This window comes from Streptomyces sp. NPDC002125 (assembly GCF_053593715.1).
Window position 1 is genome coordinate 125,091 of the sequence record NZ_JBSFDD010000012.1, and the last position, 17,231, is coordinate 142,321.

The following is a 17,231-nucleotide window of genomic DNA, read 5'->3' on the forward strand; positions in this document are numbered from 1 at the left end:
GGTCACTGTCCGGCCTCCTGGTCGGGTCGCGCCGCCGGGTTCTCGGGGCGTGCGGGGGGTTCGGGAACTACGGGGGCTCCGGGGGCGTCCGGCTCGACCGCGCCGGTCCCGTCCACGGCGTCCACGGCGTCGATGACTTCGATGGCGTCGGTCCCTTCGGTGTCTCCGGCGTACGGGTGCCAGCACGCGGCCCGGTGCGGCGCGTCCGCTCCGGCCTCCGGGTCGACGGCCCGGAAGCCCGGGCGGCTGCCCGTACAGGTGTCGTCGGCGCGGGAACAACGGGGGGCGAAGGTGCAGGCGTCGGGCTGGCTGTCCAGGCTCGGGACCAGGCCGGGGATCTCGGGCAGCCGCCGCTTGCCCTCGCCGCCGGGCCGCAGCACGGCGCCGAGCAGGCCACGGGTGTACGGATGGCGTCCGGAGGCGAACAGCTGGTGCACCGGGGCCTGTTCGACGGCACGTCCCGCGTACATCACGAGCACCCGGTCGGCCGCGTCGGCGACGACCCCGAGGTCGTGGGTGACCAGGACGATGGCGGTGCCGAGGCGCTCGCGCAGGGACTGGAGGACTTCGAGGATGCCCGCCTGGACGGTGACGTCCAGCGCGGTCGTCGGTTCGTCGGCGATGAGGACGGCGGGGTCGCAGGCGACCGCGATGGCGATCATGACGCGCTGCCGCATACCACCGGAGAGCTGGTGCGGATATTCGTCGATGCGGCGTGCCGGTGCCGGGATGCCGACGAGTTCGAGGAGCTCCACGGCGCGTGCCCTGGCCTCCTTCCGGCTCAGCCCCTGGTGCCTGCGCAGCACTTCGCCGATCTGCCGGCCGACGGTGAGGACCGGGTTCAGCGAGGTCATCGGCTCCTGGAAGATCATCGCGATGTCCTTGCCGCGGACGCGCTGAAGCTCCTTCTCCGACGCCCCGACCAGCTCGCGCCCGGCGAGTCTGATCGACCCTCCGATGCGGGCGGTCGGCGGGAGCAGTCCCATGGCGGCCATGGAGGTGACGGACTTCCCGCAGCCCGACTCCCCCACCACCGCCAGCACTTCACCGGGTGCGAGGTCGTAGGAGACCCCGTCCACGGCGTGCACGGTGCGGGTGTCGGAGCGGAAGGAGACCGACAGGTCGCGGACGCTCAGGACGGGCTCGGCCGCCGGCGTGCGCGCTGGTTCGAGAACGGTCTCGGTCATCGGGTCCCTCCTCGGGGGTCCAGGACGTCACGCAGCCCGTCGCCGAGCAGGTTGAAGGCCAGCGTCGCCGCGACGATCGCGAGGCCCGGGAAGACGGCCAGCCAGGGCGCGGGCGCCAGGAAGGACTGGGCACCCGAGAGCATCACGCCGAGCGAGGGGTCCGGTGGCTGGACACCGAGGCCGAGGAAGCTCAGCAGCGCCTCGCCGATGATCGCGGCGGGGATGCCCACGGTCGCCTGGACGATCAGTGCGGAGGTGGCGTTGGGCAGGATGTGCCGGAAGAGGACGGTGCCGTCACCGCCTCCGTTGGCGACGGCCGCGGCGACGTAGTCGACGTGCTTGAGCCGGAGGGTCTCGGCGCGGGTGATCCGGATGACGGCGGGGATCTGCGAGATGCCGATGGCGATGGTCGCGTTGGTCAGCGACGGGCCGAGGATCGCGGCGAGTCCGACGGCGAGCACCAGGAAGGGGAACGCCAGCATGGTGTCGGTGAGGCGGGACACGGCTGTATCCGCGAACCTGCCGTAGTACCCGGCGAGCAGCCCCAGCGGTACGCCGACGAGGAAGGCCAGCACCACGGCGAGCAGGCCGACCTGCATGGACGCGCGGGCCCCGTGGACGATCCGGGAGAGCTGGTCACGGCCGAGGTCGTCGGTGCCGAGCCAGTGCGCGGCGCTCGGTTCGGCCAGCACGTTCCCGAAGTCCGGCTGCGCCGGGTCGTAGGGGGCGATGAGCGGGGCAAAAAGGGCGGCCAGGATGAAGACGGCGGCGATGACCGCGCCGGTGAGCGCGAGCCTGTTCCTGCGCAGGGCGCGCAGCTTGCCGCCGCCGGCCTTGCGGGTGCCCGCCCCGGGCGTGGTGGGGAGCGCTGTGGTCGCGGTGGTCACCGGGCACCTCCGAGCCGGATGCGCGGGTCGATGACCGAATAGACCACGTCGACCAGCAGGTTGATGAGGATGTACGCGGCGGAGGTGCAGAGCACCACGGCCTGGAGTGTCGCGTAGTCGCGGGTGAAGACGGCGTCGATGGTGAGCTTGCCGAAGCCGGGGAGCACGAAGATCTGCTCGGTGACGACGGCGCCGGAGATCAGGTGGCCGAGCTGGAGGCCGAGCACGGTCACCACGGTGACCAGCGAGTTGCGCAGCGCGTGACCGCCGATGACCGAGCCCCGGGACAGTCCCTTGGCGCGGGCGGTCCGCACGTAGTCGGCGGAGAGCGAGTCGAGCATCGCGGCCCGGGTCTGGCGCATCACGACGGCGGCGAGTCCGGAGCCGAGCACGATCGCGGGCAGCACCATGCGGCGCAGGTTGTCGACGGGATCCGTACCGAAGGGGACATAGCCGGAGGCCGCGAACACCGGTACGGCGATGGCGAATCCGAGCACGAGCACGATGCCGAGCCAGAAGGTGGGGATGGAGAGGCCGATCAGCGCGATCGCGTTGGCGATCCACTCCTCCGGCTTCCCGCGCCGCACGGCGGCGACCACACCGGCGCCGATGCCGACCACGATCGCCAGGAGCAGGGAGAGCGCGGCCAGTTCCAGGGTGACGGGCAGGGCCTGGGCGATCGCGTCGGCGACGGGGAGCCCGGTGCGGGACGAGGTGCCCAGGTCGCCGGTGAGGGCGTGGCCGATGAAGCGGCCGTACTGGACGAGGATGTTGTCGTTCAGCCCGTAGCTCTCGCGGATGGCGGCGAGCGCCTCGGGGCTGCGTTCCTCACCGGCGAGTGCGAGCGCCGGGTCGCCGGGCAGGGCACGGATGCCGGCGAAGACGACGACGCTGACGAGGAAGAGCGTGATGAGTGACTGACGCAGGCGCGTCAGCAGGTACTTCGTCATCGGGTGTACCCCGCATTCTTGACCCGCACCAGTCCGTCGCCGTAGACGTGGATGCCCGCGACGTCCTTGCTGGCGACGACGTAGTTCTTCTGCCGGTAGAGGTAGATCAGGGCGTGGGCGTCCTGGACGCGGCGGGTGAGCTGGTCGTAGATCCCGGTGCGCCGGGCGGGGTCCGCGACGCTGCGGCCCTCCGCGATCAGCTTGTCGATCTCCGGGTCGCCGAGGCCGTAGGCGTTCATGGCGCCCGCGGTCTTGAGGAAGTTGGAGACGTTGCCGTCCGGGTCGAGGCGGCCGGACCAGCCGCTGGTGAAGACGTCGTAGTCACCGGCGTCGGTCTCCGAGAGCATGGTGGCGTACTCGGTGGGGCGCAGCGACAGTTCGAAGCCGGCCTCCTTGACCATGGCCTGGAGCACCTGTCCGACGCGCCCCTGCTCCGGGGTGGTGGACGTCTTGAGCTCGATCTTCAGCGGGGTCTTCACCCCGGCCTCCTTCAGCAGCTTCTTCGCCCGTTCGACATCGCGCTTCGGGCAGTCCTGCGGCTCGATCCCGGGGGCGATGGCGGACTGCGGGGAGATGGGGCCGCAGGCGGGTTCGTACATGCCCTGGAAGACGACCTTGTTGAGCAGGTCGCGGTCGATGGCCAGCTCGAAGGCCTCGCGGACGCGGACGTCCCGGGCGATCGGGGTGTCGATCTTCCCGGGCTTCTGCCCGAGGCCCTTCACGTTGCCGACGTTGAGGCCGAGGCCCTGGTAGCCGAGCGAGGGCGAGTTGAACAGCTGGAGCTTCGGCTCCGTCAGGGCGCTCCGTACGTCGACGGGCGCCATCTGGTCGCCGATCTGGAGGTCGCCGGAGCGCAGGTTGGCGAGCCTCACATTGCCGTCGGGTATGGGCTTGTAGACCACACCGTCCAGGTGGACCTGGTCGGCGTCGTAGTAGTTCGGGTCCTTCTTCAGCACGATCCGGTCGCCGCCGACGCGCTCGACGAAGCGGAAGGGGCCGACACAGGAGGGGTGGTTGGTGAAGTTCTTCCCGTACTTCTCGAGCGCGGTCGGTGACATCACCATGCCGGCCCGGTCGGCGAGCACACCGGTGAGCGGGACGTAGGCGTGGTCGAGGGTCAGCCGGACCGTGAGCGGTCCGGTGGCCTCGGCCTTGCCGACGGGCGCCAGTTCGGTGCCGCGCGCCGATCCGGGGAGATCGCGGTGGCGCAGCAGCGAGGTGACGACCGCGTCGGCGTCCAGCCGGGTCCCGTCGCTGAACTTCAGCCCGGGGCGTACCTGGATGGTGACCGTGCGTCCGTCGGCCGAGGTGACCGGGAGGGACGCGGCGAGCTGCGGCACGACGGTGCCGTCCTCGTCGATGTCGTAGAGCTTCTCGCACATGCCCGCGAAAACCGTGCGGCCTACGAGGGTCTGCGCGAGCGTGGGGTCGAGTTTGTCCGGGTCGGAGTTGAGAGCGACGGTGAGTGTCCCGCCGTCGCGTACGGACCGGTCATCGGTCTTGCGTACGCCACCGACCTCGGTCGCCGAGGACTGCAACGACGAACAGCCCGAGGTGAGGGACACCAATGCAACCGCCACCAGGGCAACCGCTTTTCGGCGCACGGGGGCCTACTTCCAGCCAGGGGTGATCAAGGAATATCGCAGACCGTATTTCGCATACAGTCCGCAAGGCAAGGCCTGAGCCCACAGAGCGGACAGGTTTTACGTGACGATCGGACAACGGCGCACGAAAGACCGCGCCGCCGTCCCGCCATGCCCCCCACCTGCGGGGCTCACACCCACCGTCCGCCCACCGACGCGGAATCACGGGCGCCCACCGGTCGTATACCACTGCCGGAACCCGACATTCCGCGCCTCTGGGAAGTTCCTCCTCTGCCGGCCCGTCGCCGTGCACGCCCCCGCCGGAACCTCACGGGGTGTACGCCCGCCCCTGCCCGCAGGACCGGCTGAGTACGATCACCCGCATGCGTCGACTACTGCTGCTCGGCCCGCTGTTGGTGCTCACCGTCGGCTGCGGCGTGGTGCGGTCCTCCGAGGGAGAGGCCACGGACATGGCCCGGGATGCGGCCAGGGAGGCGGGCCGGCTGCTGCACAGCCAGCGTCCGCGCACGGCCGAGGAGGTGGGGCGCTCCGCCTCCGGCATCGACGGGGTCGAGGTGATGCGGCTGACGGGTACCTCGACTCACGAGGGGGACGGCGTCGACGTGGTCGTCCGCACGGAGGGCTCGGCCTACAACGGATGGTTCGACCTCGACGAGATCACCGTGCGGCGCTGCTTCTCGGTGCGGGTGTCGCCCTCGTCGGAGTGGGACGAGGAGCCCAGCGACGTGAGCTGCCCGGACGGCCTCCCGCTCACCTTCGGCCCGGCGCCCGAACCGCCGCCGCTGCCGTACGAGCAGCTCCGCGCGAAACTCCCCCGGGTGCCGGAGGGCGGCCGTGCGGACGAGGCCGAGGTGCGCCGTGCGCTCACCGCGCTGGACCTGCATCCGGAGATCCGTACCGAGGTGCGGACCGGGGAACGCGGAAGCGTCGGCGTACTCCTGTCGGTGCGGGGCAACGGCTTCGATCCGCAGGACTGCCTGCTCGCCCGCGTGGCCCCCGGCGCCACGGAGGTGTGGGTGCCGTCGCGGGTACAGCGGATGCCGGGTGAGGGCGGATGCACCATCGCCAACGCCCTGGACCCGCTGCCGGCGCCCCACTGAACGGGGCGGGGCCGGCCCTCGCGAGAATTCCGCGGCGGCACGGCCGCTCCCACGCCCGAGTATTAGGGTGTTTTGTACGAAGAATGCGCGCGTATCTCCGGTGCCGGAGCCGGGTGCCGGAGCGACAGGCTCAGGTCCGTACCGCGCGCCGGAAGGGAACGAAGCCGTGCATGGCGAGTACAAGGTGCCCGGGGGCAAGCTGGTCGTCGTGGACCTGGACGTCCGACAAGGCGTCCTGCGCGACGTGAGAGTCGCCGGGGACTTCTTCCTGGAGCCCGACGAGGCGATCCTCACGATCGACGGCGCCCTGGAGGGCGCTCCCTCCTCGACCGACGCCGCGGGCCTGGCGGCCCGGATCACCGCGGCTCTGCCGGAGTCGGCCGTCATGCTCGGACTGACCGCGGAGGGCGTCGGCATCGCCGTCCGGCGGGCGCTGGCCCGTGCGACCGAGTGGGCCGAGCACGACTGGCAGTTGGTGCACATGGAGCCGCAGGCTCCCGCCCTGCACATGGCGCTGGACGAGGTCCTCACCGCGGAGGTCGCCGCCGGGCGGCGGGCCCCCACGCTGCGGGTCTGGGAGTGGGCCTCGCCCGCCGTGATCATCGGCAGCTTCCAGTCCCTGCGCAACGAGGTGGACCCGGAAGGGGTGGCGAAGCACGGCATGTCCGTGGTCCGCCGTGTCTCCGGTGGCGGCGCCATGTTCGTGGAGCCCCTGAGCACGATCACGTACTCCCTCTCGGTGCCCGATTCGCTGGTCTCGGGCCTCTCCTTCGCCGAGAGCTACGCGTACCTCGACGACTGGGTCCTGGGCGCGCTCGGGGACATGGGCATCAAGGCCTGGTACCAGCCGCTCAACGACATCGCCACCGAGGCCGGGAAGATCGCGGGCGCCGCCCAGAAGCGGATCGTCGGCCCCGACGGCGGTCCGGGGGCGGTCCTGCATCACGTGACGATGTCGTACGACATCGACGCGGACAAGATGCTGGAGGTCCTGCGCATCGGCAAGGAGAAGATGTCCGACAAGGGCACCCGGAGCGCCAAGAAGCGCGTCGATCCGCTCCGCCGCCAGACGGGGCTCGCCCGGGAGCAGGTGATCGAGAACATGATCGCCTCCTTCCGTGACCGCTACGGGCTGACCACCGGAGCCGTCACGGCCGAGGAGATGGCCCGGGCGGAGGAGCTGGTGCGGACGAAGTTCGCCACGGAGGAGTGGACCGCCCGGGTGCCGTAGGAGAAGGTGCCGTGGGCTCTCGGCAGCCTTCGCGCCCCGACGGCCGGCCGCCTCCCTGCCCGGGAGGCGGCCGGGGCCACGTCAGACCGCCGCCGGTTCGCGCCGCAGCACGCGGCCGGGGCGTGCGCCGGTCGGCTCGCCGTCGCGCAGGACGAACTCGCCCGCCACCAGCACGTGCCGCGTCCCCTCGGCGTACTGCCACGGCTCCGCGTACGTCGCCAGGTCGGCCACGGCCGCCGGGTCCAGCACGACCAGGTCGGCGACCTGTCCGGCCGCCACGGTCCCGCGGTCGGCGAGGGGCAGCCGGGAGGCGGGGAGGGACGTCATCTTGCGTACGGCGTCGGCGAGTCCCAGGACATCGCGCTCGCGGACGTAGTGGCCGATGACCCGGGCGAACGTGCCGAAGTTGCGCGGGTGCGGGTGTCCGTCCCCGGGCACGCGCAGCACCCAGCCGTCGCTGGCCACGGCGCTGCCGGGATACCGCAGCACGGTGTCCACGTCGGCCTCCGCCATCGCGTGGTTGACGATCATCACCTCGCCCTGGTGCGCGGCCAGCACGTCCAGGACGGCGGCGGCGGGCTCCACGTCCTCGTCACGTGCGATGTCGGCGATGCTGTCGCCGACCCGGTCCTCGTAGCGGCCGGGGCCGAGCATGGCGATGACGACGCCCTCGGGCAGGAAGGTGCGCCCGACGGCGGGGCGCAGGTCGTCCAGGATTTTGGCCCGCGTCTCCGGGTCCCCGAGGCGTTCCAGAAGCCCCGCCGAACCGCCGTCCATGGCCCAGTCGGGGAGCCGGGACGTCAGCCGGGTCGAGGAGGCGGTGTACGGATACACGTCGCACGCCACGTCGACGCCCTCGGCCACCGCCGACCCGATGAGGCCGAGCGCCGTGTCGACCTTGCCGTGGTTGGCCGGTCCCATGGCCTTCAGATGGGAGATCTGGAGCCGTACGCCCGACTCCCTGGCGACGAGCAGCGCCTCCTCGACGGCTTCGACGAGATGGTCTCCCTCGTCCCGCATATGGGTGGCGTACAGCAGTCCGCGGCGGGCCGCCTCTGCGGCGAGGGCGATGATCTCGTCGGTGCCGGCGAAGGACCCCGGCGCGTAGATCAGCCCGGTGGACATGCCGAAGGCACCCTGCTCCGCGGCCGTCGCCAGGAAGGCGCGCATCGCGTCCAGTTCGGCGGGCCCCGCCACGGTCCGCGCGTCTCCCATGGCCGCGGCACGCAGGGCGCCGTGGCCGACCAGCGGCGCGATGTTGAGGGCCGGCGCGGCGGAGTCCACGGCCTCGGCGAACCCGTCGAGGTCGCGCCACTGCGCCCCCGCGAGGGTGCCGGGGCCACCGGCGGCCGGGTCCTCGCCGGGCGCCAGCGGGAAGGGGCTCAGCCCGCAGTTGCCCGTGACCACCGTGGTGACGCCCTGCCGCAGACAGGCCTCGGCGTCGGGCTGCGCCAGTACGGAGAAGTCGGCGTGGGAGTGCAGATCGATGAACCCGGGAGTGACGGTCAGCCCCGTGGCGTCGAGCACCTCGGCCGCGCGTGCGTCCGGATCCGGGTCGCCGACGTGGACGATCCGGCCCGCGCGCACCCCGATGTCGGCGTACCTGGGCTCCGCCCCGGTGCCGTCGAGCAGGGAACCCCCGGTGATGAGCAGGTCGTAGGGCGTGGTCGGGTGGGACATCGGTTTCTCTCCTTCGCGACGTTCTTCCCGTACGGACGGTGCGTACGGGCGGGGTACCGGCGGCGCGCCACCGGTCACAGCAGCACCGTCAGCAGAATCGTGTACAGCGCACACGCGGGGATCAGCAGGGCCCATCCGGTGCACAGGAGATACGGGAGCCTCCGCGCGCGGGCGAGTCCCATGGCTCCGACCATGTTGGCGTTGGGCAGCGGCCCGTAGGTGTCGGCCTTGGAGGCCCACAGCAGGATGATCACCCAGGCCGCGGAGCCGATGCCGAGTTCGGTCCCCAGCGGGCCGAACACCTCGCCGATGAGCACCACCTGCGCCGCGGTGGCACCCGGGACGCCGACCCAGCCGAGCGCGGCCACGGCCAGCGCGAAGGGCAGGGCCGACATACCGCTGAGGGACGGTCCGTAGGTCTCCAGGACGACGTCGTACGGCTGGACCAGGTCGATGAAGCCGAACAGCGCGGCGAGCAGCCAGAACAGCAGGAGCATCGGCAGCAGGCTGCGCGCCCCGGTGAGGAATGCCTTGACGGCGCGCAGGGGCGAGAGCCGGGCAGCGGCAGCGGTGCACACGGCCATGAGGGGCAGGGCTATCAGCGGGAAGGTCGTGCCGGCCTCGGTCAGGGCCGCGTACAGGACGGTGAGCGCGAGCACGGTGACGAAGGCCCAGGTGGCATGGCGTGTGCGGGTCTGCGCGACGGGGTCGGCCGGGCCGTCGGCGGTGGTGTCCTCGGTGACCTCGTCGGGCCGGTAGAAGTCGTCCTTGGCCGCGCTGCGCCGCTGGACCCAGGGCACGACGACGGCGGCGAGGAGCAGCGAGAGCACGGCCAACGGACCCGCGCCGACCAGCAGATAGGTCAGGTAGCCGGTGTCGGCGGTCTTCATGATCGCGATGTTGGAGCCGGCGAAGGGGGCGAGGGCGAGGCCCGCGCAGCCGCCGAGGAACATGGTCGCCGCGGTCGCCGACCTGGTGAAGCCCGCCCGTGCGGCCACGGGGACGAGCAGCGGCGCGGCGATGGCGAGCGCCCCGGCGAGCGTGCCGAGGCCGGCGACGAGCACGAGGCAGGCGCACAGCATCCCGTACATCAGGGCGATCCGGCCGTGGCCCGCCGCGACGCGCAGGATGCCGCGAACCAGGGAGTCGGCGACGCCGGTGACCCGGAGCACCTCACCGACCGCCGCGCCGAGCACGATGATCAGGCCGATGACGGTGACCGGGTCGGTGACGGAGCTGCCGAGGACGCCGACGGTGTCGCCGACCGGGGGCAGCGCGACGAGTGCGGCGCCTGCCACGGCGATCGCGGTGACGGTCACGAGATTCATGCCGGTGAGCGCGAGGACCGCGTAGAGGCCGATCGGCAGCAGTCCCCACATGGTGGGTGCGGTGCTGAGCAGGCCGGCCACCAGGCTGGCCGAAAGGGCGACGGCGGCGGCCACCCAGGGCAGCGCGCGCCGTAGCGGGGACGGCGGGGCGGGGGCGGTACCGGCCGCGGGTCCGGTGGTGACGGACTGGGTCATGTGAAGTCCTTCTGGCGGGCGGGGGAAGGGGCGGCGGCGGGTGCGGGGTGCGGGTGCGAGCACGGGCAGGGTGGGCCCGGCGGGTGGACGCAGCACCGGTGGTGGGTGTGTGGCGCCGGTGGTGAGGTTCCGGCGGTGGGCGGGCCGATGGCCGAGGTGTTCGGGGCAGGGGTGCGCCGGTAGCGGGTGCGCCGGTTGGAGGACGCCCCGGCAGGAGGTGCGCCGGAAGTACGGACCGGGGCCGGCGGGCCCGGTGAGGCCCTAGACCGGAAGGCCCGGGGACACCAGCGCGTCGGCGTGGGCGAGGCCGCTCTCCGCGGAGATCTCGTCGAGCGTCTGGGGTGCGCGGACCGTCGTCAGCCGTACGCCGCCGCCGCGTTCGGCCGTGAAGCCGTGGACCGCGGGCCGAGGAAGGCTGTTGTACGCCCAGTGCGTCGAGAAGTAGTAGGCGCCGGTGTCGTACAGGACGACGAGGTCGCCCTCGGTGAGCTCCGGCAGTTCCTGGCCGTGGGCGACGACGTCACCCGCGAAGCAGCACGGTCCCGCGATGTCCTGGCGCAGCGGCGCGCCGGTCCGGGGGCCGCCCTCGGCGTCGAAGGCACCGACCCGCAGCGGCCATGCCTCGGGCATCAGGACGGTGCGGGTGGCGGTCTGGGCTCCCGCGTGGGTGACGGCGATGCGCCGGCCGCCGGCTTCCTTCGTGTACTCGACGCGGGCGCCGATGAACCCGTTCTTGGCGAGCAGGGAGCGGCCGAACTCCGTGACGAGCGCGTAGCGGCCGTCGAAGAGGTCCGGGACGGCCGCGAGGAGCGCCCCGGTGTACTCCGCGAAGGTGGGGCGCGTCTCGTCGTCGTCGAAGTTGACGGGCAGTCCGCCGCCGATGTCGAGGCTGGTGATCTGGCGCCTGCCCAGCGTCCCGTTGATCTCCTCGGCCAGCCGGTACGTCTGGGCGATGCCCTCCGCGATGAGTTCCAGCGGGCATCCCTGGGAGCCGACGTGGGCGTGGAGCCGGGTCAGCCAGGGTCGTTCGGCGAAGGCGCGCACGACGCGCTCGCGCGCACCCGGATCGCGCAGCGCCACGCCGAACTTCGAGGTCGCGGTCGCGGTGCTCATCGCTCCGATGGACCCGCCTCCGACCTGGGGGTTGACGCGCAGTCCGACGACCGAGGCGCTGTGCGCCGGGCGGAGTTCATCGATGCGGCGCAGCTCGTCGAGGTTGTCGGCGTTGACCGCCACGCCCAGGGCGAGCGCCTCGCGGATCTCCTGCCGTGTCTTGGCGGGCGAGTCGAGGACGATCCGGGAGGGCTCGACCCCGGCGTCGAGCGCGATGCGCAGCTCCCCCGGGCTCGCCACCTCGCAGCCCATGCCGAGCCGGGCGAGCAGCCGGAGTACGGGGACCAGGGAGGCGGCCTTGACGGCGAAGGTGTGGAGCACGTCGGGGGCGCGGTCGAAGGCGGCGTCGAGGCTCGCGACCGAGGCGCGGATTCCCTCGGTGTCGAGGAAACCGGCGACCGGCTGTTCCTCCGAGATGAGTCCGGTGGCGACGGCCCGGCGCAGCACGGCGGAGACGCGCTGCGTCCGGGAGGGGGCCGGCTGTTCCGGGCGGAGGACGGCGGGTTCCGGGGAGAGGTCGCTGGGAGAGGTCACGGGGGGTCTTTCTGGTGGGGCTGTGCCACGGGTGCGCGAGCGGCGTGGCGGGATGGAGAAAGGCTGGCCTCCGCAGCCCCCGCCCGTCTTCGTCGCCGGGGACAAAACGGCGCCGGTATTTTGGCCGGGCGCACGAACACCACCTCAATTCGCCTCATACCACCCCGGTCAGCCGCACCGCCAGGGCCAGGACCAGCCGGGTGTCGGGGTCGTCGAGGTCGATGTCGAAGCGCTCACGGACCCTGCGCAGCCGGTACCGCAGGGTGTTCGGATGCAGCGTCAGGCGCCTGGCGGCCTGCGGGACGTCCCCGGCGGTCTCCAGATAGGCCGCGAGGGAACGCACCAGGTCACCGCCCGTGGCGAGGTCCGCACGGATCAGCTCGTGCACGGGTCCCGCCCCCGCCTCCCACACGGGACGCACCGCGTCGAGCATGTTCAGGACGTCGATCGTCGGCCCCACGTCACCGGGCCCCGCGTGCCGCACGGGGCGCGGGTCGCGCCCCCGGGCCTCCCGCTCGCGCAGTGCGCGGACGACCAGCAGGGCCTTCTCGTACGACAGCGAGGCCTCCAGCCCGGACCGCACGGTCTGTCCCGCGCCGATCCAGACGGGTGCCGTGTCCGGGATTCCGGCCGCCAGGGCGTCGAGCTCGCGGGCCAGGGCGAGGGCCTCGCGCCGGTCGTCGGCCTCGTCACTCACCGGCAGGAGCACGGCGACCCGGTCCTGTTCGCGCAGGGCACGTGCCGTGGGCCGCGAAGCGGTGGCCTGGACCGCGAGTGCCTCCAGCGTGCGGTCGGCCCCCGCCCCCTCGGTGTCCCCCCGTACGGCGACGACGACGGCGCACGGCGCGTCGGGCGGAAGGCCGAGCGACCACAGGTGCGCCCGCCGGTCGCCGTTCCCGTGCAGCAGGCCGCGCAGGGCGTACGCCTCGCGCCGCACGGTGCCGCTCTCGCGCAGCCGGTGGCGCAGCAGATGGGGCACGGCGAGGGCGGCGGCGCGGCGCAGCACCTGGGCCGCGTCGGGCGAGAGCCGCTGTCCGTCGGCCGCCGCCCACAGCGATCCCAGCATCTCGCCGCCGCTGCGCACGGCGACGACGAGGCGTTCGGGGCTGTCGCCGTCGGCGGCCCGGTGGATGACGTCCTCGGAGGTCCAGAGGGCGCGCAGCAGTCCGCTGCGGCGCAGCTCGGCGACACGCCGGTCGGGAACCCGGCCGCTCAGGATCGTGGACCGGCGCACCCCGTCCGCGTCCGGGCCCGTCGCGGAGTGGGCGAGTACGCGGAACTGGGTGTCCTCCACGGTGATCGAGCCGCGGCACTGGCGGGCGGTGGCCGAGGCGAGCGCCGGGAGCCCCCCGCCTGCGGAGTCCGCCATGGGGTCGCCCCGTCCCGCCGACGCGAAGGCGGTCGCGGAGCGCAGCAGCGCGATCGTGTCTCCCCAGTCCGCCCAGGCGGCGCGGGCGAGCAGCGCGATGCCGCACTCCTCGGCCGCCGCGAGTGCCTCGTCCGGTACGGGCACTCCCTCGGCCTCCCGGAGGACGACCGCCGCGGCGCCGCGCCCGGCGGCCTCCCGCACGGCGGCGGGGGCTGCCGCCAGGTCCGGCGGGAGCCCCGCCGCCAGCACGATCCGCCCGTCGTGCGGGCGGGCCGCCCCTTCGTCGCCGATGATCACGCCGTGGACCGCGGCGTCCTGCCCCGCGGGGGCGAGCAGGAGGCGCAGGACGCCGTCCTCGTCGTAGGCGAGGATCTGGCGGAGCGTGACGTGGTCCGGGCCGCTGCCGGTGGTGCCTGACGTCATGCGCCGAGGATACGAGCCGGACGGCGGCCCACGGGCGGCCGTCCGGGGCGGACGCACCACGCGTGCTCCGGCCTGCGGAGTGCCGTGGAGAACGATTAGCCTGGACGGCGGGGGCACGGCTCGCAGCAAAGGTCCGGGACCGTGCGGTCGTGGGCGTTCCGCCCCGGTCCGTCACCCTGCCCCCGTCCGACGGCCGGACGGACGTGCCTGCCACCGGCCCCGAGCGACGACAGACCCTGGAGCAGCCATGGACACCCCCCGCTCCGCCGGCGAGCCGGAGACGGCCCAGGACGGTCTGTTCGGCCTCGAAGACCTCCTCGGCGAACCGGAAGCCGGCGGTCCGGCCGGACCGCTCTTCCGTGACTCCGAGGAAGCCCGCCGGATGGTGTCCGTACGCCGCATTCATGCCGAGCCCGCCGCCGCGGCCTCTCCACGGGGCAGGCAGATCCTGGCACGGTACCCGGAGGCCGAGCTCGTCCCCACGGATTCGCACTGGCGCATCCCCGAGCTGCACGGCAACCAGGGGAACGCGGAGCGCTGGGTGCGGATCAAGAGCACGGTGCTGGTGCTCGGGGAGAAGAAGACGCTGACCGTACGGCCCAACGGGCGGTCGGCGGACTGGATCGCTCCCGGCGCGGCGAACGGGTGCGCCATGGCGTGCGCGTACTGCTACGTGCCACGGCGCAAGGGCTACGCCAATCCGATCACCGTCTTCACCAACATCGACGCGCTGATCCACCGGTTGCGGCGCCATGTGACCGCCCAGGGGCCGAAGAAGGAGCCGAACCAGTGCGACCCGAACGCCTGGGTCTACGACATCGGGGAGAACAACGACTGTGCGGTCGATGCGCTGATCAGCGAGAACACGGCTGATCTGGTGCGCGCCTTCACGCGCTGGCCGACCGCCAAGGCGTCGTTCGCGACCAAGTTCGTCAACCCCGATCTCCTGCTGCTCGACCCTCGGGGACGTACCCGGCTGAGGTTCTCCCTGATGCCGGCGGAGGACTCACGGCTGCTGGACATCCGCACCAGCCCGGTCCAGCAGCGCATCGACGCGGCGGCGGACTTCGTCGAGGCCGGCTACGAGGTGCACTTCAACTTCTCACCCGTGGTGATCAGGCCGGGCTGGGAGCAGGCCTGGGCCCGGCTGCTCCAGAACATGGACGACGTGCTGCCCCGCTCGGTGAAGGAGCAGGCGGCGGCCGAAGTGATCATGCTGACGCACAACCGGGATCTCCACGACGTCAACATGGCCTGGCACCCGAGCGCCGAGGACGCCATCTGGCGCCCCGGGCTCCAGCAGGCCAAGCGTTCGGAGAACGGCAGCTGGAACGTGCGCTACCGCAACGCCGTCAAGGCGGAGGCGGTCGAGACCGTGCGCCGCCTGGTACACACGTACACGCCGTGGCTGCCGATCCGCTACGCGTTCTGACGGCCGGGGCCACCCACCGCGCGCCCCGCGGCGGCGCGGTGACGGAGCTGCGCCGGCGCGGCCTGTCAGGACCGGTGCCGATCCCGGGTGTGCAGATCCCTGTGCATCGCCCGCATCCGGTCGGTGAACGCCGGGACCGGGCCCCGCACCTCCAGACCCGGCACGACGGACCGGATGTCCAGCGAGGCCACCGCCGAGGGTGCGACGCCGAGTTCACCGAGCCACTGGCTGAGCTCTGCCGAGGAATGGGCGTAGACGATCTTCCCGAGGCCCACCCAGCCGTGCGCGGCCGCGCACATCGGGCAGTGCTCCCCCGAGGTGTACACCACGGAGAGGGTCCGTTCCCGGGGGTCCAGGTGCTCCGCCGCCCAGCGGGCCAGCTCGAACTCCGGGTGCTGGGTGTGGTCCCCGGTGGTGCGGACCAGGTTGCGGGCCTCCCGCACGACCTCCCCCTCGGCGTTCACCAGGACCGAGCCGAAGGGCTCGTCCCCGGCGTCGAGGGCTTCGGCGGCCAGGTCCACGGCCCGTGCCACGTGCCGGAGTTCGGCGTCGGTCAGCGGCGCAGTCGTCATGCTCGTACCCGTTCCTCGTATCAGGGCGTCCCGCGGACGGCGGAACGCCGGAGTCGTGTCCGGACCAGGAAAGCGCAGGTCCGCCCCTCAGTCTCCACGAGGGTCCCGGGCTCGGTGCCCACGAGGTTCCCGGACCCGTGTCCGCGGCTCCCCCGGCCGGTGTCTACAGCACCGCGATGCCGAGGGGCCGCTCGCCGGCCTCCACGCGCCGCACCTCTCCCGTCGCGATGTCGACGACGCTGATGCCGTTCCAGTACCCGTCGCGGGTGAAGCCGCCCGAGACGTACGCGGTGCGGCCGTCGGCCGAGACGGCGACGTCCTCGTGCGGGCCGTCCAGGGGGATGACGCGCTCCTCGCCGCCGGGCGCGCGGACGGTCAGGGACGGGCCCTCGTCCTCGGCGGGGTCGATCGGACCGGTCCCGACGACGTACAGGGTCCCGTCGTCCGTGACCGTCGCCCCGTGCTGGTGCGTGTCGGCGGTCATGCGCTCGACACGGACCCGTCCGGTGTCCGGGTCGGCCACCGCGAGGCGTTCGCCCTCGAAGGGCAGGAGGAGCGCGCCGTCCGAGGGGCGTACGGCCGTGTAGTGCGGCTTCAGCCAGGAGCCCAGCCCGCCCTCCGTGCCGTACGGCGCCACCTCGATGCGGCGGCTCTTCCAGGTACCGGAATCCACGACCGTGACACCGAAGGAGTCGTGGTCGGTCGTGTAGACCTGCCGGCCGTCGCGCGAGACGTCCACGTCGAAGGGGCGACGCCCGACCGGTATGGCGGTGACCACCTTCCGCTCCCCGGTGTCGACGACCTCCAGGGTGCCGTTCCCGCCGGGGACGTTCACCCCGACGTAGACGTGTTTCCCGTCCGGTGAGAGCGCGATGCCCATGCCGCCGCCCCGGTACTCCCCGGTCGTCACGGGGCCGGTGTCGGTCTCGTACGGGATCAGCGCGGTGCGTGCGCGGGTGGCGGTGTCCACCGCGGCCACGCCCTCCGCCGTCGCCACCCACGCGGTGCCGTCGTCGCCGAGCGCGATGCCGTACGGGGCGGTGCCGACCTTCACGGAGCTACGCCCGGACCCGCCGTCCGGCCCCGACGGGTCGAGGAAGGTGACGCTGTCCGCCCCGAAGTCGGTGACCAGGAGCATGCCTTCGCGCGTACGGACCGGTCCCTCTCCGGTGGACGCCGGTGTCGACGGCTGTGCGGACGCCTCGGCGGGGGCCGCCCCGCCGTCCGCCCCGCCCTCCGCGCATCCGGCGAGCGCCGCGACGAGGAGCACCGCGCCCGTGACGGCGGCCAGGCGCCTGCCGGCGCCCGGGCCCGCGCCGCGCGGCTCCCCCGACGGCACAGGAGGGGGTACGGCACCGGCACCGGCACCGGTGGGAGAGGGCACCTCTTCCGCCCTGTGTGTCATCGCGGACAGCTCCTTGTCGCCTCGTGCGGCCGGGGTGTCCCCGCCCGCTCCCTCCACCCTGCCCGGTCCTCCCGGCGCGGTCATCGGCCGCCCGGCCTCCCGCTCCGGCGCGGGTCGGCTGACGGCGGGGTCGTCCGATCGGCTGACCCCGCGCGCACGGGCGGACCACGCACGACCGCCCCGGCGGGCGGGTGCCTGCCGGGGCGGTCGTGATCGCGGGG

General features: G+C 72.9%; 13 protein-coding genes. 3 read left to right on the top strand and 10 right to left on the bottom strand.

What is annotated here, in order from left to right; translation table 11 throughout:
* Positions 1-2: 2 nt before the first annotated feature.
* Genes ACWCQM_RS21585 through ACWCQM_RS21600 form a run of 4 tightly spaced genes read right to left on the bottom strand, consistent with a single transcriptional unit; the run spans position 3 to position 4,604 of the window.
* The gene (locus ACWCQM_RS21585; protein WP_450916785.1) at positions 3-1,187 is read right to left on the bottom strand and encodes an ABC transporter ATP-binding protein; all 1,185 of its coding nucleotides are present in this window, start codon (positions 1,185-1,187) and stop codon (positions 3-5) included.
* Positions 1,184-2,074, bottom strand: coding sequence for an ABC transporter permease (locus ACWCQM_RS21590; RefSeq protein ID WP_450916786.1), 891 nt, complete (start codon positions 2,072-2,074; stop codon positions 1,184-1,186). The genes ACWCQM_RS21585 and ACWCQM_RS21590 overlap by 4 nt, the downstream gene beginning before the upstream one ends.
* On the bottom strand, positions 2,071-3,024 hold the full coding sequence (locus tag ACWCQM_RS21595) for an ABC transporter permease (RefSeq protein WP_450916787.1): 954 nt from the start codon (positions 3,022-3,024) through the stop codon (positions 2,071-2,073). The genes ACWCQM_RS21590 and ACWCQM_RS21595 overlap by 4 nt, the downstream gene beginning before the upstream one ends.
* Positions 3,021-4,604: an ABC transporter substrate-binding protein gene (locus ACWCQM_RS21600; protein WP_450916788.1), complete on the bottom strand. Its 1,584-nt coding sequence runs from the start codon at positions 4,602-4,604 to the stop codon at positions 3,021-3,023. The genes ACWCQM_RS21595 and ACWCQM_RS21600 overlap by 4 nt, the downstream gene beginning before the upstream one ends.
* 386 nt (positions 4,605-4,990) lie before the next feature.
* Here ACWCQM_RS21600 and ACWCQM_RS21605 point away from each other — a divergent pair, with 386 nt between their 5' ends.
* Both ACWCQM_RS21605 and ACWCQM_RS21610 read left to right on the top strand, forming a co-directional pair.
* A complete protein-coding gene (locus tag ACWCQM_RS21605) occupies positions 4,991-5,728 on the top strand; it encodes a translation initiation factor IF-2 (protein WP_450916789.1) in 738 nt (245 codons plus the stop codon).
* A 166-nt stretch (positions 5,729-5,894) separates the two neighbouring features.
* Positions 5,895-6,959, top strand: coding sequence for a lipoate--protein ligase family protein (locus ACWCQM_RS21610; RefSeq protein ID WP_450916790.1), 1,065 nt, complete (start codon positions 5,895-5,897; stop codon positions 6,957-6,959).
* A gap of 81 nt (positions 6,960-7,040) precedes the next feature.
* Here the strand turns inward: ACWCQM_RS21610 and ACWCQM_RS21615 are convergent, their stop codons facing one another.
* The 4 genes from ACWCQM_RS21615 to ACWCQM_RS21630 all read right to left on the bottom strand — a co-directional run bounded on the left by ACWCQM_RS21615 (position 7,041) and on the right by ACWCQM_RS21630 (position 13,601).
* Positions 7,041-8,639 (bottom strand): N-acyl-D-amino-acid deacylase family protein, encoded by a 1,599-nt coding sequence (locus ACWCQM_RS21615; protein WP_450916791.1) that lies wholly within the window; start codon positions 8,637-8,639, stop codon positions 7,041-7,043.
* A gap of 74 nt (positions 8,640-8,713) precedes the next feature.
* On the bottom strand, positions 8,714-10,162 hold the full coding sequence (locus ACWCQM_RS21620) for a Na+/H+ antiporter NhaC family protein (protein ID WP_450916792.1): 1,449 nt from the start codon (positions 10,160-10,162) through the stop codon (positions 8,714-8,716).
* A gap of 261 nt (positions 10,163-10,423) precedes the next feature.
* A complete protein-coding gene (locus ACWCQM_RS21625) occupies positions 10,424-11,809 on the bottom strand; it encodes a diaminopimelate decarboxylase (RefSeq protein WP_450916793.1) in 1,386 nt (461 codons plus the stop codon).
* A 154-nt stretch (positions 11,810-11,963) separates the two neighbouring features.
* Positions 11,964-13,601, bottom strand: coding sequence for a PucR family transcriptional regulator (locus tag ACWCQM_RS21630; protein WP_450916794.1), 1,638 nt, complete (start codon positions 13,599-13,601; stop codon positions 11,964-11,966).
* A gap of 247 nt (positions 13,602-13,848) precedes the next feature.
* On the opposite strand from ACWCQM_RS21630, the gene ACWCQM_RS21635 reads away from it, so the two are divergent.
* A complete protein-coding gene (locus ACWCQM_RS21635; protein ID WP_450916795.1) occupies positions 13,849-15,033 on the top strand; it encodes a spore photoproduct lyase family protein in 1,185 nt (394 codons plus the stop codon).
* Positions 15,034-15,098: 65 nt separating this feature from the next.
* On the opposite strand, the gene ACWCQM_RS21640 is transcribed toward ACWCQM_RS21635, so the two are convergent.
* Positions 15,099-15,605, bottom strand: coding sequence for a nucleoside deaminase (locus tag ACWCQM_RS21640; RefSeq protein WP_450916796.1), 507 nt, complete (start codon positions 15,603-15,605; stop codon positions 15,099-15,101).
* Positions 15,606-15,768: 163 nt separating this feature from the next.
* A complete protein-coding gene (locus ACWCQM_RS21645; protein ID WP_450916797.1) occupies positions 15,769-17,010 on the bottom strand; it encodes a YncE family protein in 1,242 nt (413 codons plus the stop codon).
* Between the last annotated feature and the right edge of the window lie 221 nt (positions 17,011-17,231).